23 protein-coding genes are annotated in these 26,897 nt (G+C 69.6%); 8 read left to right on the top strand and 15 right to left on the bottom strand.

Translation table 11 applies throughout. The annotated features are described in order from the left end of the window. Nucleotides 1-30: 30 nt before the first annotated feature. On the bottom strand, nt 31-873 hold the full coding sequence (locus JG540_RS02670) for a SanA/YdcF family protein (RefSeq protein ID WP_325133260.1): 843 nt from the start codon (nt 871-873) through the stop codon (nt 31-33). Between the two features lie 34 nt (nt 874-907). On the opposite strand from JG540_RS02670, the gene JG540_RS02665 reads away from it, so the two are divergent. After that, entirely contained in the window at nt 908-2,158 is a 1,251-nt protein-coding gene (locus JG540_RS02665; RefSeq protein WP_200276870.1) for a class I SAM-dependent methyltransferase, read from the top strand. Nucleotides 2,159-2,481: 323 nt separating this feature from the next. Here JG540_RS02665 and tsaD read toward each other — a convergent pair whose 3' ends face one another. Continuing rightward, nucleotides 2,482-3,528, bottom strand: a complete 1,047-nt coding sequence (tsaD, locus tag JG540_RS02660) for a tRNA (adenosine(37)-N6)-threonylcarbamoyltransferase complex transferase subunit TsaD (RefSeq protein WP_200276867.1) — start codon at nt 3,526-3,528, stop codon at nt 2,482-2,484. 679 nt (nt 3,529-4,207) lie between these two features. Here tsaD and JG540_RS02655 point away from each other — a divergent pair. The 4 genes from JG540_RS02655 (at nt 4,208) to JG540_RS10545 (ending at nt 8,446) form a co-directional block, all read left to right on the top strand. Continuing rightward, nucleotides 4,208-4,912 carry a TetR/AcrR family transcriptional regulator gene (locus JG540_RS02655; RefSeq protein WP_200276864.1) on the top strand — a complete coding sequence of 235 codons (705 nt, stop codon included), beginning with the start codon at nt 4,208-4,210 and terminating at the stop codon, nt 4,910-4,912. 890 nt (nt 4,913-5,802) lie between these two features. Then, nucleotides 5,803-6,480, top strand: a complete 678-nt coding sequence (locus JG540_RS02650) for a DUF6318 family protein (protein ID WP_200276861.1) — start codon at nt 5,803-5,805, stop codon at nt 6,478-6,480. 278 nt (nt 6,481-6,758) lie between these two features. After that, nucleotides 6,759-7,313, top strand: a complete 555-nt coding sequence (locus JG540_RS02645; protein WP_200276858.1) for a zinc transporter — start codon at nt 6,759-6,761, stop codon at nt 7,311-7,313. Between the two features lie 245 nt (nt 7,314-7,558). Beyond that, nucleotides 7,559-8,446, top strand: coding sequence for a DUF6318 family protein (locus JG540_RS10545; RefSeq protein WP_267977946.1), 888 nt, complete (start codon nt 7,559-7,561; stop codon nt 8,444-8,446). Nucleotides 8,447-9,035: 589 nt separating this feature from the next. Here JG540_RS10545 and JG540_RS02635 read toward each other — a convergent pair. From JG540_RS02635 to JG540_RS10650, 9 genes are all read right to left on the bottom strand, one after another. Beyond that, a complete protein-coding gene (locus JG540_RS02635) occupies nt 9,036-9,809 on the bottom strand; it encodes a succinate dehydrogenase/fumarate reductase iron-sulfur subunit (RefSeq protein WP_200276852.1) in 774 nt (257 codons plus the stop codon). Further along, on the bottom strand, nt 9,806-11,806 hold the full coding sequence (locus JG540_RS02630) for a fumarate reductase/succinate dehydrogenase flavoprotein subunit (protein WP_200276849.1): 2,001 nt from the start codon (nt 11,804-11,806) through the stop codon (nt 9,806-9,808). The genes JG540_RS02635 and JG540_RS02630 overlap by 4 nt, the downstream gene beginning before the upstream one ends. A gap of 17 nt (nt 11,807-11,823) precedes the next feature. Then, nucleotides 11,824-12,576, bottom strand: a complete 753-nt coding sequence (locus JG540_RS02625; RefSeq protein WP_200278000.1) for a succinate dehydrogenase cytochrome b subunit — start codon at nt 12,574-12,576, stop codon at nt 11,824-11,826. A gap of 264 nt (nt 12,577-12,840) precedes the next feature. Then, nucleotides 12,841-13,419 carry a GNAT family N-acetyltransferase gene (locus tag JG540_RS02620; RefSeq protein ID WP_325133255.1) on the bottom strand — a complete coding sequence of 193 codons (579 nt, stop codon included), beginning with the start codon at nt 13,417-13,419 and terminating at the stop codon, nt 12,841-12,843. Further along, nucleotides 13,416-14,126 (bottom strand): tRNA (adenosine(37)-N6)-threonylcarbamoyltransferase complex dimerization subunit type 1 TsaB, encoded by a 711-nt coding sequence (gene tsaB, locus JG540_RS02615; protein ID WP_200276846.1) that lies wholly within the window; start codon nt 14,124-14,126, stop codon nt 13,416-13,418. The genes JG540_RS02620 and tsaB overlap by 4 nt, the downstream gene beginning before the upstream one ends. A gap of 111 nt (nt 14,127-14,237) precedes the next feature. Then, nucleotides 14,238-15,023 (bottom strand): hypothetical protein, encoded by a 786-nt coding sequence (locus JG540_RS02610; protein WP_200276843.1) that lies wholly within the window; start codon nt 15,021-15,023, stop codon nt 14,238-14,240. 85 nt (nt 15,024-15,108) lie between these two features. After that, a complete protein-coding gene (gene tsaE, locus JG540_RS02605) occupies nt 15,109-15,693 on the bottom strand; it encodes a tRNA (adenosine(37)-N6)-threonylcarbamoyltransferase complex ATPase subunit type 1 TsaE (protein ID WP_200276840.1) in 585 nt (194 codons plus the stop codon). Beyond that, nucleotides 15,690-17,021 carry an alanine racemase gene (alr, locus tag JG540_RS02600; RefSeq protein ID WP_407648350.1) on the bottom strand — a complete coding sequence of 444 codons (1,332 nt, stop codon included), beginning with the start codon at nt 17,019-17,021 and terminating at the stop codon, nt 15,690-15,692. The genes tsaE and alr overlap by 4 nt, the downstream gene beginning before the upstream one ends. Beyond that, the gene (locus tag JG540_RS10650) at nt 17,021-18,208 is read right to left on the bottom strand and encodes an ADP-dependent NAD(P)H-hydrate dehydratase (RefSeq protein WP_200276837.1); all 1,188 of its coding nucleotides are present in this window, start codon (nt 18,206-18,208) and stop codon (nt 17,021-17,023) included. Before JG540_RS10650 ends, alr begins: the two co-directional genes overlap by 1 nt. Nucleotides 18,209-18,318: 110 nt before the next feature. On the opposite strand from JG540_RS10650, the gene JG540_RS02590 reads away from it, so the two are divergent. Then, on the top strand, nt 18,319-18,729 hold the full coding sequence (locus JG540_RS02590) for a holo-ACP synthase (protein WP_200276835.1): 411 nt from the start codon (nt 18,319-18,321) through the stop codon (nt 18,727-18,729). Between the two features lie 10 nt (nt 18,730-18,739). On the opposite strand, the gene glmS is transcribed toward JG540_RS02590, so the two are convergent. Then, entirely contained in the window at nt 18,740-20,704 is a 1,965-nt protein-coding gene (gene glmS / locus JG540_RS02585; protein ID WP_200276832.1) for a glutamine--fructose-6-phosphate transaminase (isomerizing), read from the bottom strand. A gap of 139 nt (nt 20,705-20,843) precedes the next feature. Between glmS and coaA the strand changes: the two genes are divergently transcribed. Together coaA and JG540_RS10540 are read left to right on the top strand one after the other, a co-directional pair. Then, nucleotides 20,844-21,851, top strand: a complete 1,008-nt coding sequence (coaA, locus tag JG540_RS02580; protein WP_234042873.1) for a type I pantothenate kinase — start codon at nt 20,844-20,846, stop codon at nt 21,849-21,851. Nucleotides 21,852-21,986: 135 nt separating this feature from the next. Then, nucleotides 21,987-23,513: a dihydrolipoyl dehydrogenase family protein gene (locus JG540_RS10540; RefSeq protein WP_200276826.1), complete on the top strand. Its 1,527-nt coding sequence runs from the start codon at nt 21,987-21,989 to the stop codon at nt 23,511-23,513. Nucleotides 23,514-23,663: 150 nt separating this feature from the next. Here the strand turns inward: JG540_RS10540 and glmM are convergent, their stop codons facing one another. The 3 genes from glmM to rplM all read right to left on the bottom strand — a co-directional run bounded on the left by glmM (nt 23,664) and on the right by rplM (nt 26,474). After that, nucleotides 23,664-25,016, bottom strand: coding sequence for a phosphoglucosamine mutase (glmM, locus tag JG540_RS02570; protein ID WP_200276824.1), 1,353 nt, complete (start codon nt 25,014-25,016; stop codon nt 23,664-23,666). Nucleotides 25,017-25,494: 478 nt separating this feature from the next. Next, nucleotides 25,495-25,989, bottom strand: a complete 495-nt coding sequence (rpsI, locus tag JG540_RS02565; RefSeq protein WP_200276821.1) for a 30S ribosomal protein S9 — start codon at nt 25,987-25,989, stop codon at nt 25,495-25,497. Nucleotides 25,990-26,030: 41 nt separating this feature from the next. Further along, complete coding sequence (gene rplM / locus JG540_RS02560; RefSeq protein ID WP_200276819.1) at nt 26,031-26,474, bottom strand: 50S ribosomal protein L13; 444 nt, start codon at nt 26,472-26,474, stop codon at nt 26,031-26,033. Nucleotides 26,475-26,897 lie beyond the last annotated feature (423 nt).

Raw genomic sequence — 26,897 nt, 5'->3', positions numbered from 1 at the left:
AGATAAAGACGGGGACGGGGCTGCCGGTGCTCAGGCGCGCCTGCGCTGGGTCCAGGCCACAGCCTCCTGCACACTCGTCTCCCGCGGCCCCAGCAGCGGCGGCTCACCCCGCACCTCCTCATAGGCGGCCTTGCCCACTGCCAGCCGCTCCCGCACCCAGGACTGCACCCAACGAGCCCGGTTGACATGCGCCCGCGTGTCCGCCACCCCGTACGCCTCGACCCCCGCCCGGCGGCACAGCGTCACCGCCCGTGCCTGATGGAAGTCCTGCGTGACCAGCAGGGCGGCGTCCACCCCGAAGACCTGCTTGGCACGGATACAGGTGGCCCGTGTGTCAAAGCCCGCATAGTCCAGCGCGATCGCCTCCGCCGGCACCCCCACCTTGACCAGGTAGCGCCGCATGGCCGTGGGTTCGTCGTAGTTAGCCACCCGGTTGTCTCCCGAGACCAGGATCGCGTCCACCCGCCTCTGCTTGTACAGCTGCGCTGCGGCGTCCAGCCGGTAGGCCAGCCAGGGCGACGGCGAGCCGTCAGGTCGCACCCCCGCCCCCAACACGATTGCCACAGGTGCGGTGCGGTTGTCATCCACCTCCCCCAGCACACTGACCCGGCCAGCCGCCCCGGCGACCACCCAGAGGTTGGCGCCCACCAGGGCCAGAAGCACCAGCACGACCAGCAGCACCAGTACCCGCAGCACCCACCGTGACCAGCTCGCAGCACCCCGCGTGGGAGCCCCACCACGCGCGCCACCCCGGAGGTCGGCGCCGAGACGCGCACCAACTGCACGTAGGGCCTGCGCCGGGGGCTCCTTCCCGGCACCGTCCTCAGGGCGCGCCCGCCTGGCCCGGATCAGCTCGCACATACTTGAGGTCACGCACCGAACCTACCTCCATGACATGATGCCCACGATGGATGCAACTGCCCTTGCCCCCCTGCTCACGCCCCAGGGCTGGGCCCTGCTGGAGTCTCTGCCGCCCTACGAGGAGTCCACCGCCCTTAGCCTGGGAGAGTCGCTGCGCGCCCAGGGCCACTCCCCCGAGCTGGTCGCGGCCGCCCTGACCCAGCAGCGGTTGCGCGCCCGCGCCCAGGGCAAGTTCGGTCCCTTCGCCTCCCAGATGCTCTTCACCCCGGACGGCCTGGAACAGTCCACCCGCCTGGTGGTGGCCGCCCACCACGCCAAGCGCTACCTGCAGGCGCAGGTGAGCAAGGTAGCGGACCTGGGCTGCGGCATCGGCGGCGAGTCGGTGGCCTTGGCCGGCCTGGACCTGCCAGTGCTCGCCGTCGAGCAGGACGAGGCCACAGCCGCCCTGGCCACCGTGAACCTGATGCCCTTCCCGCACGCACAGGTACGTTGCGCGGACGCCTTCAGCCTGGACCTGGCCGCAGAGCAGGTCGACGCCGTGTTCGCTGACCCGGCCCGCAGGCGCAACGGCAGGCGGGTGACTGACCCCGAGCAGTGGGAGCCTCCCCTGTCCCGGGTGCTGGGGCTGCGAGAGCAGGTGGAGGCAGTCGGGGTGAAGGTGGCTCCGGGTCTGGAGCACCGGGCGATCCCGGCGGACTGCCACGCCCAGTGGGTCAGTGTGGACGGCGACGTCGTAGAGGCTGGTCTGTGGTTCGGGCCGCTGGCCCCGGAGGGTCCCGGTCGCAGCGCCCTGGTCATCCAGGAGACTCTCGGTCAGGCCACCAGCGCGCACGTGCTGCAGGACCCTGACTGCCACGACCCGTCTACCGCCCCGGCCCAGGTGCAGGCCGTCTCCTCCCCGCAGGAGGTGGGCGCGTATCTGTTGGAGCCCGACGGCGCCGCCATCCGGGCGGGTCTGGTGGCCCACCTGGCGCAGCGCGCGGGGGCGCAGCCGGTCGGGGACAGGATCGCCTACCTGACCGGCGCCAGCCCGGCCCCCGCCGAGCTGCAGGCTTTCCTCCGCTCCTGGCGGGTGACGGAGGTGCTGCCGCTGCACCTGAAGTCCCTGAAGGCGCGGGCCCGCGAGCGCGGCCTGGGCCGCCTGGACATCAAGAAGCGTGGGGTGGAGGTCTCCCCCGACCAGCTGCGGGCCAGCCTGCGGCTGACGGCCGGGGCCGCGGGGCCGAGCGAGACCTGGATCCTGACCCGTGTGGGCGCGGCCCGAAAGGGGCTGGTGCTGGTGGTAGAGCCTGCCTGAGGGACCGGGGCGGCCGGGGCCGGGCTGGCTGCGAGGCCACCGCCCCCCTGCGGCACGCACCTGAGCGGCGCCCCCAGGGGACGACTCGCACACCCCGGGGTGCGGTCACGCGCCGGACCGCCTGAGCAGCCCCCACGGAAACCGCCGCCCGGCAGCTCCACTACCTACTGCCAAGCAGAGGCAGCTTAGGGACCACGCGGCGGTTCACCCCGTCAGGCCGAAGGAGGCACGCTCCACAGGTCCGTGACGGCGTCGGAGACGTCGCGGTTCACCCCGTCAGGCCGGGGCAGGCACGCTCCCACTCCGTCCCTGCTCCCGGCCCGTCAGTGCGCTACGGGCACGTCCAGGGGCATACCGGAGTCGGGGGCGAAGTCCAGGGGGCTGGGCTCCACCCCGGAGCGCACCGCGGCGGCCCCGAGCGCGGCGATCTGGGCGCCGTTGTCGGTGCAGTAGCGCAGGGGCGGCAGGCGCAGGGTGATGCCTGCGGCCTCACAGCGCTCAGCGGCCAGCGCCCGCAGGCGGGAGTTGGCGGAGAAGCCGCCCCCCACCACCAGGGTGTCGCAGCCGGTGTCCTGGCAGGCGCGCACGGCCTTGGCCGTCAGGGAGTCGTTGACGGCCTCGGAGAAGGCGGCGCAGACGTTGGCGGCAGGCACCTCCTGCCCCTGGTCCTGCAGCGACTCCACGTAGCGGGCCACCGCCGTCTTGAGCCCGGAGAAGGAGAAGTCGTACCTGTGCCGCTCCTTGTCCTTGCCTGCGGCCAGGCCGCGGGGGAAGCGGATGGCGGTCAGGTCCCCCTCCTGGGAGAGCCGGTCGACGTGCGGGCCACCGGGGTAGGGCAGCCCAAGCAGGCGGCCTACCTTGTCAAAGGCCTCACCGGCGGCGTCGTCCAGGGTGCCGCCCAGCTCGACGACGTCGCTAGCGATGTCCCGCACCGCCAGCAGGTTGGAGTGCCCGCCGGAGACGATCAGCCCGACGAAGCGCTCGGGCAGCGGCCCGTCCACCAGCTCGTCGACAGCCAGGTGCCCGAGCACGTGGTTGACGCCGTAGACCGGCTTGCCCAGGGAGGCTGCCAGGGTCTTGGCGGCGGAGATACCCACGGTGAGGGAGCCGATCAGGCCGGGGCCCGCGCACACGGCTACGGCGTCCACCTCCGCAAGGGTGACTCCGGCCTTGTCCAGGGCCGAGTCCAGGGTGGGCAGGAAGGCCTGCAGGTGGGCCCGGGAGGCGATCTCGGGGATGATTCCGCCGAAGCGGGCGTACTCGTCCATGGAGGTGGCCACGGTGTCGCCTAGCAGCTCACGGCCCCGCACCAGGGCGACGCCGGTCTCGTCACAGGTGGACTCGATGCCCAGGATCAGTGCTTCACTCACGGCCGCCAGCCTAGCGCCCTGTGGGTTTGCGGCCCCACCAGCCCTGGCGGACTGGGCGGCAGGACGGACGCCTCCCAACCACTGCCGCCCCAGCAAGGTCACAGCAACCGGCACGGAAACCGAGTGCGGCCGGGGCCGCCCACGGTGCGGGCGGCAGGAAGGTCACAGCAACCGGCACGGAAACCGAGTGGTAACCCGGGGAGACGCCAGTCACCTAGCAAGGGTCCCGCGCCCAGAGGCTGATTCTCATGCGCCTTCTGGGTACCAGCCAGCGGGCCCGGCACCTCCTCCATCAGCAGGATCGGGCGCCCTCTACACCAGCGTCGGCACTGGGATGCCGTTGAGAAGTTGTCACTGACGGAGGATTAGAGCCCGCCAGCCACCACAACCCCTCCTCAAGAACCGCATGATTCCAACAACAGCCCCGTCACCCACCCCCAGCCACCGGCTTCTAATCCTCCACCAGTGACAAAACCCGGCACAGGAACCGCGCAGCACCCAGGGAACGGCCAGCAACCGGCACAGGAACCGTGCTGCAACCCGGCGCTCTGGGACAACCTGACCAGCGGTGCCACCCACCGCCCACCCAGCAGGACCGAGACTGTTCTCACTGCCGCCAGCCAGCGCACCCCAACCAGGCAGATAACGACCACATTACAAAAGCGGTTATCTTAAAGGTATGTCGCGTGAGCCCCTGAACCCAGACCACGGTCCTGCCCTGACACGCGACGATGTGGTGGACACGGCTTTGTCTCTTGGCCTGACCACTTTCACCTTGGTGGGCGTGGCGGGCCGCCTGGAGGTGCCCACCTCTGCCCTGTACCGGGTGATTGACTCGCGCGAGGACCTGCTACGCGCCTGCCTGGAACGGATCTCCCAGGAGTGCCTGCCGGGCTTTGACGACCTGTCCGGCTCCTGGCAGGAGGTGGCCGAGCGGTACAGCCAGCTGTGGTGGGACCAGCTGGAGCACAGGCCGGGGCTGGCGCACGTGCTCATGTCCTCCCCCTGGGCCTACTCGGTGTTCGCCACGGTGGTCGGCTCTACCTGTGCAGGGCTGGAGGCTGGCGGGCTGCCTGCTGAGGAGGCACTGGTTCTGGCTGACCTGCTGGTTGACACGGTGGTGGCCACGCATCTGCAGCTGGAGGCGCTGGAGGCTGCTGGCGGCTCCTGGGCGGTCGGGACCCTCTGGAACTCGGAGACCTGGTTACGGCACCGGATCGGCATCGTGGTCGACGGCGTAGCCGTGCGCGCCGGTGCTGGCGGTGGCGCCCGATCGTCTTCTGCTGGTACGCAGGCGGCTGACACTGGTGCGCGCGACCGGTCTTCTGACCCTCGCCCCGGCCCTTCCGGCAGGTCTCCCAGCTCCGCTGGCGCTGTGCGCTAGACGACGCAGCCGCCAGCACTGCCCTTGCGGAGGCGGAGGGTACAGGTAAGCCGCAACCAAGGTAGTGGCTGCAGCCCAGGTCGCAGAACAGTCACCCCAGCTCTGCTGGCCCTGCCTTCTAGCCGACGCGGGCTCCAGACCATCTTCTGCAGGCTAGCCGCCATACACTGTGGCTGGTCTGCGGACCGTGCACTGGTCTTTGCTATCTGCTGAGCCCTGATGACTATCCGGGGCTCAAACGGCGCGACTACCGGCAGCGCTGTTCTTCAAACTGGTTGTCCACAGGTCACCCCAGTGGCCGTTGAGGATGGTTAAACTCTGCTTGTGCCTGTTTGGGCGGGTGGCAAGGTCTCCGTCTGTGCCGATGAGGGCCGCCACCCTGGTCATCTCCCTGAGCTTTTGTGAGGACAGCCGTGCGTAGTTCTGTGCCCGCTAGCGCAACCGTGCTCGCCGACACCAGCACCCCCACCCCGACCCGTGGGGCAGCCGAGGCGAGCGAGGCCTGCCGACAAGATGCTCCACCTACAGGAGGAGGAAGCCGCCATTCTGGCAAGCCGAATCCGTGGGAGGGCTTGCGCTGCGCGCGGTCCCAGGCCGAGCACCATAGGAGGCAGGAAGCGGAGCGTCGTTTACCCGAGCAGGGCCTCGGCAGCGGTGGGTGCGCGCAGCCTGGCGCTGCAAAGTACTGGCTGCGCACCGCTTCTGCCGCACCAACTCAGACGCGAGCACCCAAGCATGCCTCAGACGGTGGTGGGCGTTCGCGGCGGGGGTCTGTAGGCCATTGGCTGGGTGCTGCTTGTGCGGTGCTGGGGCGGTTGCGTTTGTTCGTGCAGGGAGTCGACGGCGGGCGTGGTGTGCGTAAGGTGTCTGCTGGGCGGGGTTGGCGGCTGGTGGCGGGGGTGCTGGCTGTGGTGGTGCTGGTGCTGCCGGTCAGTGCCTGTGGGGGTAATCGCTTGCCCGAGGCTAAGCCGACCTTGACGCGGGAGGAGGCGATTGCGCGGGCCAAGGAGCGTTACGCCTCGGCCGAGGCCTCTGCCTCGGCGGCGGGCCTGCCATGGCCGCCCACCCCCTCGGCCAGCCCGTCAGCGGCACCCTCGCTGTCTCCTGAGGCCCAGGCCAGCAAGGACCAGGCCCTGGCCACACCCCTGCCACCCCGGTTGGAGCGCATGGACGAGAACAGCCCAGAAGGTGCGGCCCAGGCAGCCAAGTACTTCATGCTGCTGTACACCTACACCTTCACAACTGGTAACACCCAGCCCTGGCAGGACATAAGCGAGGAAGGGTGCGTCTTCTGTCAAAATGTGGTCGACAACACCAAAGCCATCCAAGACAAGGGTGACTGGCTGGAACACTGGCATATTTCGATAAGTCGCATTTCATACATCAGGCCAGCGGAAGGAGATGACCTGCATCTTATCACATTGACCTTCTCTAATCCTGGTACTACTAGGCACAAGGCCGACGGGAGTACGGCGGCAACCAACTCTGAAACAGACCGTAAACTGCAGTTTGGGATGCGTTACGTAGACGGCCGTTGGGTTGTTAGCCGAGGAGCGACCGCCTCATGATCAGAAGCAAGGTAGCCGCACTTACAGCAATACTTTCCGCATGCGTGTGCGGTATTGCCCACGCGGAGGAACCTGATGTGGTTGCTCAAGGGGAAGGGAATGTTATCTCAACTACTGGTGACGCAGAGACATATATAGTCGTGTTAGACGAAGAAGATAGTGATGTGGTAAACCAGTTGACTTCTGATGGCAGCAGAGGCGATCCCGAGCCTTCAGACCTGGCCCCACCTGAAGTGGGTAACTCGAATAATTTCTGTGCTGCTCCGGATGATCCTGAGGTGTACTTCCAGGTGTGGAACGCTTGTCAGGAGCCTCCGGCTGAGCCTGTGGCTCCTGGTGGGCCCCAGCCAGCGGCCCGCCCCGGGGGCAAGCGGGTCATCACGATCACCCGCTCACAGGTCGCCCGCCTGCTGGTGGGCGGCTCGGGCATCACCCGCCAGCCACCCTCGCTCAACACCCGCCTGAACATGCCCCTGATCGTCTACACCAGCCCCAGCCCCCAGACCCTGTCTACCACCGTCCTGGGCACCCCCGTCACCATCACCGCCACCCCCAAGAGCTACACCTGGTCCTGGGGGGACGGCACCACCACCACTACCACCGACCCCGGCCACCCCTACCCCAACCACAGCGTCTACCACTACTACCAAGCCCCCGCCCAAGGACTGCACATCACCCTGACCACCAGCTGGAGCGCCACCTACACCACCCCCGAGGGCACCACCCGCCCCGTAGCCGGCACCATCACCACCACCAGCACCACCACCGCCTTCAACGTCAAGGACTACACCGCCGTCCTGACCGACGAAGCCGAAGAAGAACAAGGCCGCTAAACCCCCGCACCAACGTCACCACCACCCACCACGACCAGGACGCAGAGGCGACACCACACCACCACTCCCGCCCACAACAGAAGGGAGGGGTGGTGCGCCACCCTCACCCTCAGCACCACCAGTACGCCCCCCGCCCCGGTCCGGATCACCGCGGACAAGATCCCCCACGCACCAGAGGCTGCCAGACCAAACCCCCGGTCCCGCGGCAGGCACACCCCCAGCCCCTGAGCCCCTGAAAGACTGCTATGCCAAGTACAAGCTCTGCCCATGCCCCCAGCCCCGTTGACGACGCCGTGAACACCCTCAGGCCCCAGACCCTCACCAGCCCACTGGCAGACACAGACACGACCAGACAGAGGGAGGCCCCGCCCCCGCCTCGAAGGGTCCCGAGCGGGCGCCAGGCCGCCAGCACTCAGCGCTGGAGAGCAGCTCCAGCGCGCCCTTGGGCGCACGCCTGGGCCAGGGCGCTAGCGGCAGCGCTCCTGGTACTACCAGCCAGCGCCTGCACCAACCAGCCCACAGCACCGACCCCCACAGAATCCGCCAGCACCACAGTCACCCCAGGCACCACCCCCGCACCCTCCGCCGCAACCCTCGTCCCGACCACAGGCTCCTCCCAACCACCTGCCACCTCGGCCAGCCCGTCAGCGGCACCCTCGCTGTCTCCTGAGGCCCAGGCCAGCAAGGACCAGGCCCTGGCCACACCCCTGCCACCCCGGTTGGAGCGCATGGACGAGAACAGCCCAGAAGGTGCGGCCCAGGCAGCCAAGTACTTCATGCTGCTGTACACCTACACCTTCACAACTGGTAACACCCAGCCCTGGCTAGAAATGACCGAGGAAGGGTGCGTCTTCTGTAAATCCGTTGTAGACAACACAAAAGAAATCCATGACAAAGGCGACTGGGTAGACCACTGGGATATACTAATCAGTAGGATTACGTATGCCGCTCCAGTTGACGGATATGAACTGTCTGCCGTTACTTTAACCTTATCCCACCCCGGCACCACCACCAGATATAAGGCAGACGGGAGCATCGTGCAAGTGGAGGGGGAAGATGACTACAAGCTGCAGCTAGGGATGCGCTACACAGGTGGACGTTGGACGGTTCGTCAGGGAGCAAAGGTCGAATGAGCATCAGCGCACACACAGCGGCAACAGCCCTGCTTCCAATATGCTTGTACGGCACTATCTATGGTACAGATCTGACATTTGACGCCCAATCATTAGATAGCGAAGTGTCCGTGGTAGGTACACAACAAGAGGTAGAAGTTGTTTCTCCTCCAGCAAGTCGCAACGAGGACCCAGCCACTCAAGGACCCATTAAGCAAATATATGATCCGGCAGAGCTAGATTCCCATAAAGTAAAGAGCATCAGAGACTATTGTGCTGCTCCGGATGATCCTGAGGTGTACTTCCAGGTGTGGAACGCTTGCCAGGAGCCTCCGGCTGAGCCTGTGGCTCCTGGTGGGCCCCAACCAGCGGCCCACCCCGGAGGCAAGCGGGTCATCACGATCACCCGCTCACAGGTCGCCCGCCTGCTGGTGGGCGGCTCGGGCATCACCCGCCAACCACCCTCGCTCAACACCCGCCTGGGCATGCCCCTGATCGTCTACACCAACCCCAGGAACCAGCCTCGTACAGCACAGACACGTGTGGGGCCTGCGGAAGCTCCGCAGGCCCCACAACGCCAGCCAGTCACTCACCCCAGAAGGGGCTGGGTTCAGGAGTGCGCCACCGTGCCCTTCCACAGGGCCCGGCCCAGATCACGGTTCAGGCGGGCGATAACCTCCAGCGGCACCGACTTGGGGCAGACCGCGGCGCACTCACCAATGTTGGTGCAGCCGCCGAAGCCCTCCTCGTCGTGCTGGTTGAGCATGTTCACCACACGGTTGAGCCGCTCCGGCTGCCCCTGCGGGAGCAGGCCCAGGTGCGCCACCTTCGCCCCAGTGAACAGCATCGCGGAAGCGTTCGGGCAGGCCGCCACGCAGGCACCGCAACCGATGCAGGCAGCAGCCTCGAAAGCGGCCTCCGCCTTGTCCTTCTGCACCGGCACGGCGTGAGCGTCCGGGGCCGCCCCCGTGTTCACCGAGATGTAGCCACCGGCCTGGACGATCCGGTCCAGGGCCGAGCGGTCAACCACCAGGTCACGCAGCACCGGGAACCCGGTGGAGCGCCAAGGCTCAATGGTGATGGTGGAGCCATCCTTGAAGGACGGGTCCTCCGCCAGGTGGCGCATGTGCAGCTGGCAGGTGGTGGAGCGGATCGGCCCGTGGGCCTGCCCGTTGATCACCACACCGCACTGGCCGCAGATGCCCTCACGGCAGTCGGAATCGAAGGCCACCGGCTCCTGACCAGCCTGGAAAAGCTGCTCGTTGAGCAGGTCCAGGACCTCGAGGAAGCTCATGTGCTCCTCGACGCCGGACATCGAGTACTCCTCGAAGTGGCCCTTGGTGTTCTTGTTCTTCTGGCGCCAGATCTTCAGCTTGATGTTCACTTGTAACTCCGCTGCTTGAGCTCGATGTCGTTGTAGATGAGGTCCTCCTTGTGGAGGATCGGGGGCTGGTCCTCGCCGCCCCACTCCCAGGCCGCGACGTAGAGGAACTCGTCGTCGTGACGCATGGCCTCCCCCTCAGGGGTCTGGGACTCGGCGCGGAAGTGGCCACCACAGGACTCGCGGCGGTGCAGCGCGTCGATGCACATGAGCTCAGCGAGCTCAAAGAAGTCGAGCAGGCGGCCCGCCTTCTCCAGCGACTGGTTGAGCTCCATGGGCTCGCCGGTGACCCGGCCGTCACGCCAGAACTCGGCCTTGAGCTCGCGGATCATCTTGATCGCCTTACGCAGGCCGGAGTCGCGGCGCTCCATGCCGCAGTACTCCCACATGATGCGCCCCAGGGCCATGTGGAAGTCGTCCACGGAGCGGGTGCCGCGCAGCGCCATGAGGCGGTTGATGCGGTCCTGCACCGCGGCCTTGGCCTCGGCGATCTCCGGGGCGTTGGGATCCACCTTGCCCAGGCGCAGCATGTCGGCCAGGTAGTCGTTCATGGTGTCCGGCAGCACGAAGTAGCCGTCCGCCAGGCCCTGCATCAGGGCGGAGGCGCCCAGGCGGTTGGCGCCGTGGTCGGAGAAGTTGGCCTCTCCACCCACGTACAGGCCGGGGATGTTGGACTCCAGGTCGTAGTCAACCCACAGGCCACCCATGGTGTAGTGGACGGCCGGGTAGATACGCATCGGCGTCTCGTAGGGGTCGTCGCCGGTGATGCGCTGGTACATCTCGAACAGGTTGCCGTACTTGGCGGAGACCTGCTCCTTGCCCATGCGGGAGATGGCCTCAGAGAAGTCCAGGTAGACGCCACGACGCATCATGCGCTCGTTGCCGTCCGCGTCCCGCTCCTTGATGGCCGGGCCTACGCCGCGGCCCTCGTCGCACATGTTCTTGGCCTGGCGGGAGGCGATGTCCCGGGGCACGAGGTTGCCGAAGGCGGGGTAGATGCGCTCCAGGTAGTAGTCGCGGTCCTCCTCGGGGATGCTGCGCGGGTCCTTGTCACAGTCCTCCGCCTTCTTGGGCACCCAGATCCGGCCGTCGTTACGCAGCGACTCACTCATCAGGGTGAGCTTGGACTGGAAGTCACCGGACTGCGGGATGCAGGTCGGGTGGATCTGCGTGTAGCAGGGGTTCGCGAAGTACGCGCCCTTGCGGTAGGCCCGCCAGATGGCGGTGCCGTTGCAGCCCATGGCGTTGGTGGACAGGAAGAACACGTTGCCGTAGCCACCGGTGGCCAGGACGACGGCGTCGGCCAGGTGGGTCTCGATCTCCCCGGTGACCATGTCACGGGCGATGATGCCGCGGGCACGCCCGTCGACCAGGATCAGCTCCACCATCTCGTGGCGACGGAACTCCTGGACAGTACCTGCCGCAACCTGCCGCTCCAGGGCCTGGTAGGCACCGATCAGCAGCTGCTGACCGGTCTGTCCCCGGGCGTAGAAGGTACGGGAGACCTGCACGCCACCGAAGGAGCGGTTGTCCAGCAGGCCACCGTACTCGCGGGCGAAGGGCACGCCCTGGGCCACGCACTGGTCGATGATGTTCGCGCTGACCTCGGCCAGGCGGTAGACGTTGTCCTCACGGGCGCGGTAGTCGCCGCCCTTGACGGTGTCGTAGAACAGCCGGTACACGGAGTCGCCGTCGTTGCGGTAGTTCTTGGCGGCGTTGATACCGCCCTGGGCGGCGATGGAGTGGGCCCGGCGGGCGGAGTCCTGGTAGAAGAACACCTTGACGTTGTAGCCCTGCTCACCCAGTGAGGCCGCGGCGGCGCCACCGGCCAGGCCGGAGCCGACGACGATGACGTCCAGCTTGCGGCGGTTGGAGGGGTTCACCAGCTTGGTGTTGAACTTGCGCTGCTCCCACCTGCGGGCGATGGGGACGTCGTGGGGGGCCTTCGTGTCGGCGACCTTGTCGCCCAGCTTGTAGAGGCCATCGATGAGGTCAGTCATCATTTACTCGCTCTCGGTCAGTGGGTCAGCGCAGCGCAGTGGGAGACGTGCTCGGCCGCAGAGCCGACCGCCTCACACAGCTGCGGGTAGTAGTCGGTTGCAGCCATGGGGGCGTCCACCATGCCAAAGAGGATCGCGGTGGGCACCGCCATGAAGCTGGCGAAGACCGCGAAGGCCACCAGGAAAGCGATGATCCGGATACCGGGGACGGTCTGCCGACGGGTGGCCCCCAGCGTCTGCAGGGCGGACCACACGCCGTGCCACAGGTGCAGGCACAGGGAGATCAGCGCGACCACGTAGACCAGGTAGACCCACCACAGCTGGAAGCCCCAGTACATGTTGGCGTAGGCACGTCCGTGCACGTACTCGCCACCGGGGGTGAAGTGCAGGGTGGTGAACTGCAGCAGGTGCAGGATGATGAACAGCAGCAGGATGGTGCCTCCCCAGCGCATGGTGCGCATGGCGTAGCGGGAGGCGTAGGAGTCCGCCTTGGACACCTTGACCGCGTACCGGTCCGAGCCACGTGCCCGCTTGTTACGTGCCCACAGGGAGTAGGCGCTGTGCACGTGGGCCGCCAGGCACACCAGCAGGGCCAGGCGCAGGATCCACAGGAAGCCCTCGTAGGGGAGGATCGGCTCCAGCAGGGTGCGCAGGAACACGGCGTAGTGGTCGTAGGCCACCTCGCCCTGGAAGTAGTGGAGGTTGCCGTAGGCGTGGAATACGACGAAGAAAAGGAAGACGAGTCCGGAGACCGCCATCATGCGCTTCATGAAGACCGTCGTGGTGAAGGCGGTCCTCTTCTTTGGGGATGAGAGTGTCTTGGCCACGAAGACACCCTAGCCAGTGCACGGCGCCCGGCTGGCCGCCTTGGCCGCCCCAGGTTCACCGCAGCCCCACCGACCGCCACTATTCCCATTGCTGGCGCGGATCTTTGCGATAGGAGCCGGTTCTGACACTCGCCGGGCACACGTCACCACCGGCAGCCCTGGACAGGCTTTTGGTGACAAGCCTGTCAGCCAATTCTCAGGCGCGGGCTAGAGGTTCAGGCGCATGACCAAGGCGTCCTCCACAGGTGCGGTGTAGTAGCGTCTGCGCCTGCCCAACGGCTTGAAACCCCGCCCCAGGTAGAGCCGTTGTGCCGCGGTGTTGGACTCCCGCACCTCCAGCAGCAGGGCGGGGCACCCGGCGGCGCGGGCGCAGGCCACCGCCGCCTCCAGCAGGGAGCGGGCTACGCCCTGACGGCGGTGCTCGGGGACCGTGGCGATGGTCAGCAGGTCCGCCTCCCCCTGCCCGTCCCCCGTCCACACCCCGGCATAGCCCACGACGACGCCGCTGCCGGGCCCCTGTCCCTCGCGGCCATCCGGCCCGGCGTCGTCATCCGGCCCGGCGCCGTCATCCGGCCTCCCACTGGCCTGCACCGTCTCCGCCGCCGTGGCAGCGGCCTCCGCCACCAGGTAGCGGCGGTCCACTGGCCCGCGGACCCCGGCGGCAGCCGCCAGCTCGGCGGTCAGCAGCTCCTGGCTCCAGGCCTCGGCACCAAACAGCTCCTGCTCCAGCCTGGCTATCTGCGGCAGGTCCGCGGGGCGCATGGGCCGCAGGCGCCAGGCGGTCACAGGGCCCGCTTACGGGCAGCGGACATCTGCACGTCGGCGTGGCGCAGGTAGAGGGGCTCGGTGTCCAGCACCTGACCGGCAGGCAGCCGCTCCAGGCGGGCCAGCGCCACCCGCACCTGGGTCAGAGCGTCCCCGGAGACGGGGGCGAGCACCTGACGGCCCTCCGCCAGCACCGGGTGGAGCCGAGCCCCGGAACCGGCTACGGCATCGGCGGGCCCCAGGTCCAGCGCCTCCTGCGGCGCCGCCACCAGGAAGCCGTCCAGCCGCTCGACGTCGTCCGCCCCGGCGGCCCGGTACCTGGCGGCGTACACCTCCTTGCGGCGGGCGTCAGTGGCTACCAGCACCGTGGCGCCCTCAGGCAGCTCGTCCAGGGCCAGGCGGGCGACGGCGTCGAGGCTGGGCACACCGTGCACCGGAACTGACCGGGCGCGGCCCAGGACCCGGGCGGTTACCAGCCCGGCGCGCAGCCCCGTGAAGGGCGCGGGCCCCGTGGCCGCCACCACCGCCTCCAGCGGCAGCCCGTCGCTGTCGAGCCGCTCCAGCACCTGGGCGAGCATGGGCCCCAGGGACTCGGCGTGGTGGCGGGGGTCAGCCTGCTCGGCACGGTGCAGGACGCGCAGCTCCAGGCGGCCCGTACCCGGGTCGCGGAGGGCGTCGCAGGCCAGCAGCTGGGTGCCAAGGGAGGAGTCGATGGAGATAACACGCACGCCCCAAGCCTAGCCCCGGCCCGGGACCGCGACCCCAGCACCCCTGCCCAGAGGCCCAAGGGCCTAGCCGGGCCAACGCAACCGGCACGGCCAACGCAGCCCCGCCGTCGGCTAGTCCTCCGACACCTGGCGCTCGTGCCGCCAAGCCATCAGCACCGCGGTCACGGCCAGCAGCCCGAAGCCGCCCACCGCCACCCAGACCAGCTGGGGGCCTGGCAGCCAGCCGTTCCAGATCGGTAAGTCACCCGGCCCGGCAACGGCACGCCGCTCCTGCACGATCCTGGCGTAGACGCCTACCGGCAGCTCACCGGCCAGCACGCTCTGCCCGACAGGCCGCACCACTGCGTCACGCACCACGAACCAGGACTGGTCCACCTGGTCGTGGACTACCATCCCTGCGCCTTCGGCACCCGCCTGGGTCTGCTGGAGAAGAGCGTTCAGCAAGGCATCACCTAGGAGCGGGTCAGCCAGGTACTCGCCGTGGAGGACCATCTCCTTGGCCAAGGGGACAGCGCTCAGGCGGGGCCGGGCCGAGGCGGCTGCCGCCGGGGCGGGAGCGTCCTGGTGGGATCCAGGGGCCACCCGCCTGCTGTAGCGGAGGGCGTCCCCCGTCCACAGGTGCACCGCCCCCACGGTCTGCCCCAGCACCTGCACGGCGGCAGCCCAGTGCTCAGAGTCCTTGACCCCGTTACCCTGAGGCTCTCCCTGCAGGAAGGACTCGTCCCAGTCCCACACCCGCACGGGCTCCATGACACTGACCTCTGAGTTGGGCACCCCACCGGGGGTGGCGTCTGACACAACCTGTGGGGCGCTGCTTCGCAGCCACTCGCTGACGGCGGCAGGTACCGCCTCGGTCGCGGCCGCGCGGGGGGCCGGGGAGGTATGGAGAACCAGCACGGAGGCCAGGAGAAGTGATCCGGTGAGGGCCAGCCAGGAGCGGCTTACCTGTTGGGGAAGATAGCTGCAGCACATACTGGGGCTCTCAGCTCCCGGTCACGGCCACAGAGGACCAGTCCGTACCGGCCCACCGCGGTCCTACCGCCCTGATAGTCACGCTACGGCGTCCGTCATCAGCCTCCGCCAGGTCCGTGACCGCCTGGGCGGCCAGAGCGGCAGCTTCCTCCTGCTTTGGCGCAGGCCCTGCCCCCAGGCCACCATGAGGCCTGCTTACGGTGATCTCCAGCCGGTCAGCGGCCAGGGACTCCACCTTGTCCTCCCCCCACTCCACCAGCGTGACCGAGCTGTCCAGGGAGGAGTCCAGGTCCAGGGCGTCAACCTCCTCCAGGCTGTTGAGCCGGTAGGCGTCCACGTGGATCAGGTCCGGCCCCTCCCCGGTGGCGGGGTGGACCCGCGCGATGATGAAGGTGGGTGAGGAGACCCGGCCCCGCACCTGCATGGCCGCGCCGACCCCCTGGGCCAGGGTGGTCTTGCCTGCCCCCAGGCCGCCGGAGAGCAGCACCAGGTCACCCGCGCGCAGCAGCCGGGCCAGGCGGGCCCCAAGTTCCCGGGTCCCGTCAGGTCCGCTGGTCTCCACGGTCAGCTCGTGGACGCTGTGGCTGCTGGTCATGAATGTTCCTCATCGCTGTTGTCTGTGTATGCGCGCGGCACCCGCGGACCCAACCGGGTCACCATCTCGTAGCTGATGGTCTCGCAGGCCTGCGCCCAGTCGTCTGCTGTAGGCACCCCGGGCAGCGTCTGTGGGTCGCCCCACAGGACCACGGGGTCACCGGCCTGCGCCGGGGGCACAGGCTGCTCCTGCTGCGCTCCGCTGCCCGTCACGGGGCCCAGGTCGATCATGAACTGGTCCATGCAGACCTTGCCGACCACCTGGGTGCGCCTGCCACCAGCCCAGACCGGGCCGCAGGAGGCGGCGGCTCGGGGCACGCCGTCGGCGTAACCCAGGGGCACCAGCCCCACCCAACGGTCTGTGGGGGCCGTCCAGGTGCCCCCGTAGGAGACCGCCTGTCCCGCCGGGATCCGTTTGACCTGCAGGAGCCGGGACTCCAGCCGCATGGCCGGGCGCAGCCCCAGCTCCGTGCCAGAGGCCACCTCCGGGGCCGGACTGAGCCCGTAGAGCCCGATACCGGCCCGCACCAGGTCCAGCCTGGTCTCCGGGTGCCACAGCAGCCCGCCGGTGGCCGCCAGGTGCCGCAGCGGCGGACGCAGGCCCGCCTCGTGCAGCAGCTGCTCAGCCAGGCGGAAGCGCCGCAGGTGCTCCTGGGTAGAGCCGCTGCCTGGCTCGTCGGCCCGCGACAGGTGGCTCCACAGGCCCACCACCTGGATCAGCCCCGCCTCCTGGGCCTGCCGTGCACCGGCGGCCAGCTCAGGCAGGTCCTGCGCCACCGCCCCGGCCCGGGACATCCCGGTGTCGGCCTTCAGGTGCACCCGGGCCATCTGCCCCTGGGCGCGGGCGGCCGCCGTCACCGCAGCCAGCTGGTCGCTGGTGGAGACCGACAGGTCCAGGTCGGCGGCAAGTGCCGCTCGCAGCGGCGAGCCCTCCCCCGCTGCCTCCTGGGGGCGCAGCACCGGCATGATCCAGGTCAGCACCCGGGGCGCCTGCGGGCTGGCCGGAGCACCAGCAACCGGGCGGGCGACGGCGGCCTCGTCCAGCAGTGCCCGCAGGTGCAGGGCCTCCGCCAGCTGCGCCACCCCCAGCCAGGAGGCTCCGGCCCGCAGGCAGGTCAGGCTCACCGGCAGCAGGCCGTGCCCGTAGGCGTCAGCCTTGACCACCGCCATCCAAGGTATCGCGGCCGCGCGGGCCAGCACCTGGGCGTTGTGGGCCACCGCCTTCAGGTCCACCACCGCCCGGGCGGTTGCCGCGCCCGGGGCAGTACCAGCATCCAGGCCCGGTGGCACGTGGCCCGGGGCCTTAGGGGTAGGTACTTGCGGTGGGATCACGACGCCGATTCTTGCACTGCCTCCAGCAGTGCCTCCAACACCGCGGGCAGTGTCTCCACCAGGTCCAGGGCAGCCAGCGGACGCCCCTGACGGCCCGGGCCGGTGCCTGCGCAGATGTCTGCGGCGCGGGCATGAATCCGCCCTCCAAGAGCGGTCACCAGGAGCGGGTGCATCCATACCGGCACCAGCCCAGTGAGGCAGGACACCTTCACACCTCCAGTTTTATTGCTTGGAATTGCAACAGAGTCTCGACTTATATCTTCCTGGTAACACTCCAGCACCGATTTGGTTGAACCATGTAGCAGCGGGGCACTGTCAGCCGCCTGCGGCTCACCCGCAGACGGGTCCACCGGGGCGGGCCCCGGACTGCCAGCCCCCGGCTCGGCAGCGTCTGCCTGCCCACGGCCCGTGACGCAGGCTTCTCCGACGCGGTAAACCTCACTGTCAGGTCTCTCCCAGGAGGCGGCCTCCACGGCCAGCAGGGCACCCAGGACCCCGGCGAGTACGTCGCCGCTGCCCGCGGTGGCCAGCCAGGCGGGACCCGGGTCCAGGCGTACAAGGAGCTGTCCCCCCTCACCAGACACCAGGGTCGGGTTGCCTTTGAGCAGCACCGTGGCACCAGTCATCGCTGATAGCGCCCGGACGGTGGCCTCCGGATCCTCCTCCACCTGCTGGCGGCTGGTACGCCGTCCCAGGCCACTAAGCAGGACGGCGGCCTCACCCGCGTGGGGTGTGAGCACGTGCCAGGGCCAGCAGCGCGCGCCTGCCTGCAGGCGGCAGGCCAGCAGCGGCAGGGCCCCGGCGTCAAGCACCGCAGGCAGCGGCGGGGTGGTCGGGTCCCCCAGGGCCAGGGCCAGGGCGGCGTCGGCCTCTGCCGCGCGGGGCACGTCCTGCGCGCTGATGCCGGGGCCGATCAACAGGGCCTGGCTGCGCCCGGCAGCGGGCACCACCTCGGGACGGCGGGCCAGCACCAGGTCCGCCACCCGCTGCGGGGCCTGCAGGCGAACCAGCCCCACCCCCGTGCGCACCGCGGCGGCGCAGGCCAGCACCGCGGCCCCGGGGTAGGTCTGGGAGCCTGCCCACACGCCCAGCACCCCACGGGTGTACTTGTGGTCCTTCGCCCCTGGCACCCGTAGACGGCCTGCCAGCTGTGTGTCGGTCAGCGTCAGGGACTGCGGGCTCATGCGCCTATCTTCCCGTGGTCGGGCGGCGCCGTCGACCAGTAGCGGGCCCGCGACCAACCGGGCCGCAGGACGCAGCCCCACTACCTGAGGGGCTAAGGCACACTGGGGTGGTGATCGTGGCAGTAGGTACCGACGTCGTAGAGGTAGCACGTCTGGCCGCCCGCCTGGAACGGCACCCGGGGCTACAGGACCGGCTCTTCACAACCCGCGAACGCGAGCTGTGCGCAGGCCGCCCCCGCTCCCTGGCGGCGCGGCTGGCCGCGAAGGAGGCGGTGCTCAAGGCGCTGGGCAGCGCCCTGGCCCACGGCCCGCAACGCTCCCCGGCGGCGCCCCCCACGGGCTGGCGGCTGACTGATATAGAGGTCAGCACCCCACCCGGGGCGGTCCCCGGCCTCCGCCTGCAGGGGGTCACGGCACAGGTCGCCCAGGCGGCGGGAGTGCGGCACTGGCACCTGTCCCTGTCGCATGAAGGCGCGCTGGCGCTCGCCTTCGTCGTCGCGGAGGGCGACGCCCCGCGCTGAGGGGTACGAGCTACTCGACGGTGACGGACTTGGCCAGGTTGCGGGGCTGGTCCACGTCCAGCCCCCTGGCGGCGGCCAGGGCGGCGGCGAAGACCTGCAGGGGCACCACCGTCAGCAGCGGCCACAGGAGCGTAGGGGTCTGCGGGACCCGGATCACGTAGTCAGCGCAGGCGTCCACCGCCGTGTCCCCCTCCTCCGCGATCACGATGGTGCGCGCACCCCGGGCCCGCACCTCCTGGATGTTGGAGATGACCTTGTCGTGCAGCACCGGGCGGCGCGGGGTGGGCACGATGATGAACACCGGCAGGCCCTCCTCGACCAGGGCGATCGGCCCGTGCTTGAGCTCCCCGGCCGCAAAGCCCTCCGCGTGCACGTAGGCGAGCTCCTTGAGCTTCAGGGCCCCCTCCAGGGCCACGGGGAAGCCCACGTGCCGCCCCAGGAACAGGAAGGAGGTCTGGTCCGCCAGCTGCGCCCCCAGGTCCTTGACCCGCTGCTCCTGCTCGTCGAGCACCTGCTGGATCTTCCGGGGCACCTGGGCCAGGTGCCCCAGGTACTCGCCCACCTCGTCCGGCCACTTGTTGCCCCGCTGCTCGGCCAGGTACAGGCCCAGCAGGTAGCAGGCGGTGATCTGGGCGATGAAGGCCTTGGTGGAGGCCACCGCCACCTCCGGCCCGGCGTGGGTGTAGAGCACGGCGTCCGCCTCCCGGGCGATGGTGGAGCCGTAGGTGTTGACGATGGCCAGCACCTTGGAGCCCTGCTCGCGGGCGTGGCGCAGCGCCTGGATCGTGTCCATGGTCTCCCCGGACTGGGAGATCGCCACGGTCAGGGTCTTCTCGGAGACGATCGGGTCACGGTAGCGGAACTCGTGGGCCAGCTCGATCTCCACGGGCACGCGGCACCAGTGCTCGATGGCGTACTTGGCTACGTGCCCGGCGTAGGCGGCGGTGCCGCAGGCCACCACGATGATCTTGTCGATGCTGCGCAGCAGGGCGGGGTCGATGCGCATCTCGTCCAGGACCAGCTCCCCGTTCTGGTCCACGCGCCCGCGCAGGGTGTCGGCCACGGCTGTGGGCTGCTCGTGGATCTCCTTGTCCATGAAGGTGGCGTAACCGCCCTTGACGGCGGCGGAGGCGTCCCAGGAGACCTCCCAGCGGCGGGGCTCGACCACCTCACCCTGGGCGTCCCACACGGTGACGGCGTCGGCGCTGAGCAGCAGCACCTGGTCGTCGCCCACCTCAGCAGCCTGCTTGGTGAATGACACGAAGGCGGCGACGTCGGAGCCCAGGAAGTTCTCACCCTCGCCCAGCCCGATCACCAGGGGGCTGGAGCGGCGGGCGGCCACGATCACCCCGGGAACCAGCGGTGTGAGGGCCAGCAGCGCGAAGGTGCCTTCCAGGCGGGCGGTTACGGCGCGCATGGTCTCCACCAGCAGCCTGCGGGCCAGCGCGCTGTCGGGGGCGGCGCCGTCCGGGCCCCGCCAGCCGGTGGCCGTGTGCTGGCAGCCCGCAGCCTCCAGGCGGGCGGCCAGCTCCAGGTCCAGCAGGTGGGCCACCACCTCCGTGTCCGTGTCCGAGGCCAGGGCGCGGCCCGCCGCCTCCACCTCCACCCGCAGCTGGCGGAAGTTCTCGATGATGCCGTTGTGCACCACCGCCAGGTCACCGGCCTGGTGGGGGTGGGCGTTGGCGGCGGTGGGGCCGCCGTGGGTGGCCCAGCGGGTGTGCCCGATACCGGTGGTGGCCGGGGCCGGGTGCCGGTCGGCCAGGGCGGTGCGCAGCCCCTCCAGCTTGCCTGCGACCTTGACGACGTCCATGCCCTGCGAGGAGACCAGGGCCACGCCAGCGGAGTCGTAACCGCGGTACTCCAGGCGGCTGAGCCCGTCCAGCAGCACCTCCAGGGAGCGGTTGGAGCCTAGGGTTCCTGCCGAGGCTGCGGAGGCTGAGTCAGCGGGACCAACATGACCAACAATTCCACACATAGGAGTGATCGAACCATGCGTGGATCAATCATTCAACTGCTTCAGCCGGGTGCGGCCGCCGCCCGCCGTCGATAGTGCCCCTGCCCACTAGTGGACCAAACCTGCCGGACGACGGCGCCCTATGGGTAAGACTGGCCGGGTGACCGACTCCTTCAGCCCTACGGACGCCGCCCCTGGGCGTTCCGGCACCGGCCAGGGTGAGGCCTCCGCCTACATCGAGCTGTGCCGCGACCAGTGGCGGCAGCTGGCCTCCACCGCGCCCCTGCCCCTGACGCAGGCCGACGTGGAGAAGCTGCGCGGGCTGGGCGACCCCATAGACCTGGCGGAGGTCGACGTCGTCTACCGGCCGCTGACCGCCCTGCTGCAGGAGTACATCGCCACCAGCCGGCAGCGGGCCCGCCAGATCGCGGGCTTCCTGGGGGTGCCGGAGACACCCACGCCCTTCGTGGTGGCGGTGGCTGGCTCGGTGGCCGTGGGCAAGTCCACCACCGCCAGGCTGATCGCGCACCTGCTGTCACGCTTCGAGGCCACCCCGCACGTGGCCCTGGTCACCACCGACGGATTCCTGCTGCCCAACGCCGTCCTGGAGGAGCGGGGGCTGACCGCCCGCAAGGGCTTCCCCGAGTCCTACGACCGCCGGGCGCTGCTGGGCTTCGTCTCCGCCGTGAAGTCGGGGGCGCCGCGGGTGGAGGCGCCGGTCTACTCCCACTCCGTGTACGACGTCGTCCCCGGAGAGCACGTGGTTGTGCAGCGCCCCGACGTGCTGGTGCTGGAGGGCCTGAACGTGCTGCAGCCCGCGCCCCGGGGCCGCTGGCAGACTGACGGCGAGCCCTCCTCCGCCCTGGCGGTGAGCGACTTCATCGACTTCTCCATCTACGTGGACGCCGACCCCCAGGACATCCGCCGTTGGTACCTGGACCGCTTCCTGACGCTCAAGCGCACGGCCTTCCGCGACCCCGGCTCGTACTTCCGCCGCTACGCGACCATCCCGGACGACATCGCCGTGGCCGCCGCCAAGGAGGTCTGGGAGACTGTGAACCTGGCCAACCTGCGGGAGAACATCGAGCCCACGCGGGGCCGGGCCACCCTGGTGCTGCGCAAGGACGCCAACCACCACATGAGCCACGTCCTGCTGCGCAAGTCCTGAGGTCACGGCCCTCGGGCACCGCTCCCCCGCTCTGGCCGCACCGGCACCTCCACGGGCCTGCTCGTTGCTGCCCCCGGGCCTGAGCGCCCCACGGTCAGTTCGGGCCGCTCCACAGGTGTGCAAGTATTCGGGGCCATGAGCAGTACGAAGAACCCTGAGAACCTCGTTCCCCAGAGCGCCGGTCTGACCACCGTGGCGGCACAGGCCGCCCAGGGCAGCGCGCTGGCGGGCCCGGTCCCTGCCGAGCCCACCGAGGTATACGACGTCGTGGTGGTCGGTGGTGGGCCCGCCGGGGAGAACGTCGCCCAGTACGCCACCCAGGGCACCAGCCTGACCGTCGCCCTGGTCGAGGGCGAGCTGCTGGGTGGAGAGTGTGCCTACTACGCCTGTATGCCCAGCAAGGCGCTGCTGCGGCCGCTGGAGGTCGCCGCCGCCTCCCGCAACCTGCCGGGCCTGACCGCCGCCCAGCCCAGCGCCAACGGCCTGCTGGAGCGCCGAGACCAGTGGACCTCCCGTTACGACGACGCCGGGCAGCTGCGGTGGGCGCAGAGCCTCGGCATCGAGGTGCTGCGCGGCTGGGGCCGCCTGGTGGGTGAGCGCCGGGTGGCCGTCAGCGGCCCAGCAGGGGTACGACTGGTAGAGGCCCGCCACGCCGTCGTGCTGGCAACCGGCTCCCGCCCCGTGGTGCCGCCCCCGCTGCGCGACGTGGCCGCCTGGGACTCTCGTGACGTGACCGCCGTCAAGGACGTCCCGGAGCGCCTGGTGATCGTGGGCGGTGGCGTGGTGGCCTGCGAGGCCGCCACCTGGATGACCGCCCTGGGCAGCAAGGTGACCATGGTGGTGCGCGGGGGCCGGCTGCTGGCCACCTCGGAGCCCTTCGCCTCCCAGCTCGTGGAGAAGGCCCTGACCGACCTGGGCGTACGGGTGGTGACCGGCCTCCAGGTGGAGTCCTGCACGCGTGACGAGGTCGCCCCCGCCCCCGAGCTGGGCCGGATCCACGGTGGTCCGCTGCGGGTGCAGGGCGGCGGAGGGGTCCTGGAGGCGGACGAGGTGCTGGTCGCCACCGGCCGCCGTCCGGCCCTGGAAGGGCTGGGCCTGGAGTCGGTAGGCCTGACCGCCCAGGACGTGACCTCCGGGAACCTGCCCCAGTGGCTGCACGCGGTGGGTGACGCCAGCGGGCGCAACCCGCTGACCCACATGGGCAAGTACCAGGCGCGGGTCATTGGTGAGCGGATCGCCGCCCTGGCTGCGGGCCGCACGCCGGAGGAGGTCCCGGAGATCGTCCCGGTGCCCCGGGTGGTCTTCACCGACCCCCAGGTGGCGGCCAGCGGGCTCACGGAGGCCCAGGCCCGGGCCCAGGGCCTGGACGTGGTCACGGCCACGGTCCCCTACACCTCCGCCGCCGGGGCGGCCCTGCTGCGCGACGACGCCCACGGCCAGGCCATGCTGGTGGTGGACCGGGCCAGCCGCACCCTGGTGGGAGCCACCTTCGTGGGCCCGGAGGCCGGGGAGATGATCCACGCCGCCACCATCGCGATCGTGGGCCGGGTCCCGGTGGAGCTGCTGCGCCACGCGGTACCCGCCTACCCCACGGCCTCGGAGATCTGGCTGCGCCTGGTGGAGTCCCTGCCCGCTGAGCTCCTGCACCCGGCCCAGGACTGAGCAGGGGCCGCTGGCTCCTTCAGACGCGGCACCGCCCGGCGCGCTTAGCGCCGGGCGGTGCCGTCCTAGCCGGGCCCGGTCGCAGACGTCCTGCTTCCGGCAGGCAGCTCAGACCACCAGGTTCCAGTCCACTGCCCCAGGATCTCCTTCCTACAGGCTCAGGTTCTCCTTGACCACCTCGGCCAGGCCCTGGGCTACGGCGTCCGCCTCCGCCTGGGTGGCGGCCTCCACCATCACGCGCACCAGCGGTTCGGTGCCCGAGGGGCGTAGCAGCACCCGGCCGGTGTCGCCCAGGCGCTCCTCGGCCTCCGCCACGGCCTTCTGCACAGCGGCGTTGGTGCCTGCTGCGGACTTGTCCACGCCCTTGACGTTCACCAGGGTCTGCGGGAGCCGCTGGACGATACTGGCCAGCTCCGCCAGGCTCTTGCCGCTGCGCTTGACGCGGGCCGCGATCCGCAGCGAGGTGAGCACGCCGTCGCCGGTGGTGGAGTGGATCGTGTCGATCACGTGGCCGGACTGCTCCCCGCCCAGCGTGTAGCCGCCCGAAAGCATCTTCTCCAGCACGTAGCGGTCCCCGACCCCGGTCTGGACCGTGCGGATACCGTGCTCCTTCATGGCCAGCACCAGGCCCAGGTTGCTCATCACGGTCACCACCAGGGTGTCGGACCCCAGGGTGCCGTCCGCCTTCATACCCACGGCAAGCATGCCCATGATCTGGTCACCGTCCACGAGCCTTCCCTCAGCGTCCACCGCCAGGCAGCGGTCGGCGTCGCCGTCGTAGGCCACCCCCATGTCCGCGCCCACGTTGCAGACGTAGGCCTGCAGGCGCTCGGGGTGGGTGGAGCCGCAGGCGTCGTTGATGTTCAGGCCGTCCGGGGAGGCGTTGATGACGATCACCTCCGCCCCGGCGGCGCGCAGGGCGGCGGGGCCCACGTGGGAGGCCGCCCCGTTGGAGGCGTCCACCACGATGCGCAGGCCGGTCAGGTCGGTAGACACGGAGTCCACCAGATGGTTGATGTAGTTCTGGTCCGCGACGGTCTCACCCTTGATGACCCGCCCCACCCCGGCGCCCGTAGGCAGGTCGGTGACCTTGCCCAGCAGGGCCTCGATCTCGTCCTCCACGGAGTCCTCAAGCTTGTAGCCGCCCCGGGCGAAGAACTTGATCCCGTTGTCCTGGAAGGGGTTGTGGGAGGCCGAGATCATGACGCCCAGGTCAATGTCCTGGGTGGCGGTCAGGTGGGCGATGGCGGGCGTGGGCAGGATGCCGACGCGGGTCACGTCCACCCCGGAGGAGGCCAGCCCCGAGCTGATGCCGTGGTCCAGGAACTCACCACTGGCACGGGTGTCACGACCGACCACGGCCCGGGGGCGGCCGGAGCGGGAGGTGGTGGAGTCGGCGGCCAGCACGCGGGCCGCTGCCTCACCGAGCTGTACAGCCAGGGCCGGGGTGAGCAGGTCGTTGGCCAGGCCCCGAACGCCGTCGGTGCCGAAGAGTCTTGCCATGAGGTCCTCCTGGGGGTGTTCCCGGTGTAAGTCACGGCAATCATTCCACGCCTGCCCCGGCATTCGCCGTGTCTGAAGGGGCGCTTCGCAAGAGCCGGGGCTGCCTGCTGTGCCGTCGGGGCATTCGCCGTGTCTGACAGGAGCGCATCGCAAGAGCCGGGGCTACCTGCCGTGCCGTCGGGGCATTCGCCGTGTCTGACAGGAGCGCATCCCTGCCAGAGGACATGCGATTCATCCACGCACCCGTGAGCGCGGCGCAGCGTCGTCGTGCCCGCCTGGACCTGCGGCTGGCTCCCCGCCCGCGCCCCACTTGTGCATTTCGGCTCGACTGGTGCGGTTTTCCAGCACCAGTCGAGCCGAAATGCACAACTCGAGGCAGAGGAACAGGCAGGGGAACAGCGACGGCGACGCCCCGCCGTCGCTGTGGCAGCGGAGCGGGGCGTCGTGCTGTGGCTGGGGCCAGCCTGAGGTAAGCGGGTCAGCGCTTGGAGTACTGCGGGGCGCGGCGGGCCTTGTGCAGACCGGCCTTCTTGCGCTCGACGATGCGGGCGTCGCGAGTCAGGAACCCGGCCTTCTTCAGGGCGGGACGGTTCGCGTCGCGGTCGATCTCGTTCAGGGCGCGGGAGATGCCCAGGCGCAGGGCACCGGCCTGGCCGGAGATGCCACCGCCGTTGATACGGGCGACGACGTCGAAACGGCCCTCCAGGTCCAGCAGGGTGAAGGGGGCGCGCACGAGCTGCTGGTGCAGCTTGTTGGGGAAGTAGTCCTCCAGGGTGCGGCCGTTGAGGGTCCACTTTCCGGTGCCGGGCACGAGGCGCACGCGGGCGACAGCCTCCTTGCGGCGGCCCAGGCCAGCGCCTGGGGCGGTGATGGACTGGCCACGCCCCTCACGGGCGGCCTCGGTCTCGGTGGTGTAGCTGGAGGGGGCGTTCTCCTCGTCCAGCGTGTCGATGTCGACAGTGGTCTCAGCCACGATATGTCCTTTGCTTGTCGCGGGTGCCGGGCGCGGAGCGCTTACTGGGCGACCTGGGTGATCTCGAAAGCCTGCGGGTTCTGCGAGGCGTGCGGGTGCTCAGCGCCCGCGTAGACCTTCAGCTTCTTGAGCTGGGCGCGGCCGAGCTTGGTGTGAGGCACCATGCCCTTGACGGCCTTCTCCACGGCGCGCTCGGGGCGCGTGGCGAGCAACTCACGGTAGGAGACCGCAGTCAGACCACCGGGGTGGCCGGAGTGGCGGTAGGCGAACTTCTTGTCAGCCTTGCCGTTTGTAAGGGCGACCTTGTCAGCGTTGATGATGATGACGTAGTCGCCGCAGTCCGCGTTGGGGGCGAACTGGGGCTTGTGCTTCCCACGGAGCAGGGTCGCGGCCTGGGCCGCTAGACGGCCGAGGACGACGTCGGTGGCGTCGATGACGTACCAGTTCTTCTCGACGTCGCCGGGCTTCGGTGAATACGTGCGCACGGGCGTTGCCTTCGTTTCTCTTTGGCGGGCGGACACGCGGGCACCGCGATGAAGCTTCACGGCACTGCGAGACCACCATGGTCATGTGGGCGGTCGGAGCACGGGCGGTTCGAGGCGAGTGGGATGGCACCCGGAACGCGCACAGTTGTGCTTCACGACGTTGCCACACATTACCGGCTAGCCCGGACGGGGGTCAAAGCTGTGGTGGCTCGATCTGCCGTGAGTCCTGCCACGGTAGGCCCGCCCCGCTGGTGCCTGCACCCCGACGGCGGACGGCGGTCCCGGCCCACTGACTGCTGGTGCCCCCTTGGTGACTGGCGCACCGCTCTGGCCTCGGCCTGGACCCGGAACACCGGAAGGATCGCCGCTGCCCCAGCCTCGCTAGCGGCCCTCCACTTCCAGCCTGCGCTGCACCGCAAGCCT

The organism is Actinomyces weissii, assembly GCF_016598775.1.
Lineage (GTDB): Bacteria > Actinomycetota > Actinomycetes > Actinomycetales > Actinomycetaceae > Actinomyces > Actinomyces weissii.
Note: the sequence above shows the minus strand (reverse complement) of the source record. Positions and strands in the feature narration are given on the sequence as shown.

Excerpts from the sequence above, each read along its gene's own strand:
- JG540_RS02655 (WP_200276864.1), top strand. The coding sequence starts at position 4,208 with ATGTCGCGTGAGCCCCTGAACCCAGACCACGGTCCTGCCCTGACACGC.
- JG540_RS02665 (WP_200276870.1), top strand. The coding sequence starts at position 908 with ATGGATGCAACTGCCCTTGCCCCCCTGCTCACGCCCCAGGGCTGGGCC.
- JG540_RS02625 (WP_200278000.1), bottom strand. The coding sequence starts at position 12,576 with ATGAAGCGCATGATGGCGGTCTCCGGACTCGTCTTCCTTTTCTTCGTC.
- JG540_RS10650 (WP_200276837.1), bottom strand. The coding sequence starts at position 18,208 with ATGAGCCCGCAGTCCCTGACGCTGACCGACACACAGCTGGCAGGCCGT.
- JG540_RS02630 (WP_200276849.1), bottom strand. The coding sequence starts at position 11,806 with ATGACTGACCTCATCGATGGCCTCTACAAGCTGGGCGACAAGGTCGCC.
- glmM (WP_200276824.1), bottom strand. The coding sequence starts at position 25,016 with ATGGCAAGACTCTTCGGCACCGACGGCGTTCGGGGCCTGGCCAACGAC.
- glmS (WP_200276832.1), bottom strand. The coding sequence starts at position 20,704 with ATGTGTGGAATTGTTGGTCATGTTGGTCCCGCTGACTCAGCCTCCGCA.
- tsaE (WP_200276840.1), bottom strand. The coding sequence starts at position 15,693 with ATGACCAGCAGCCACAGCGTCCACGAGCTGACCGTGGAGACCAGCGGA.
- JG540_RS10545 (WP_267977946.1), top strand. The coding sequence starts at position 7,559 with ATGCCAAGTACAAGCTCTGCCCATGCCCCCAGCCCCGTTGACGACGCC.
- JG540_RS10540 (WP_200276826.1), top strand. The coding sequence starts at position 21,987 with ATGAGCAGTACGAAGAACCCTGAGAACCTCGTTCCCCAGAGCGCCGGT.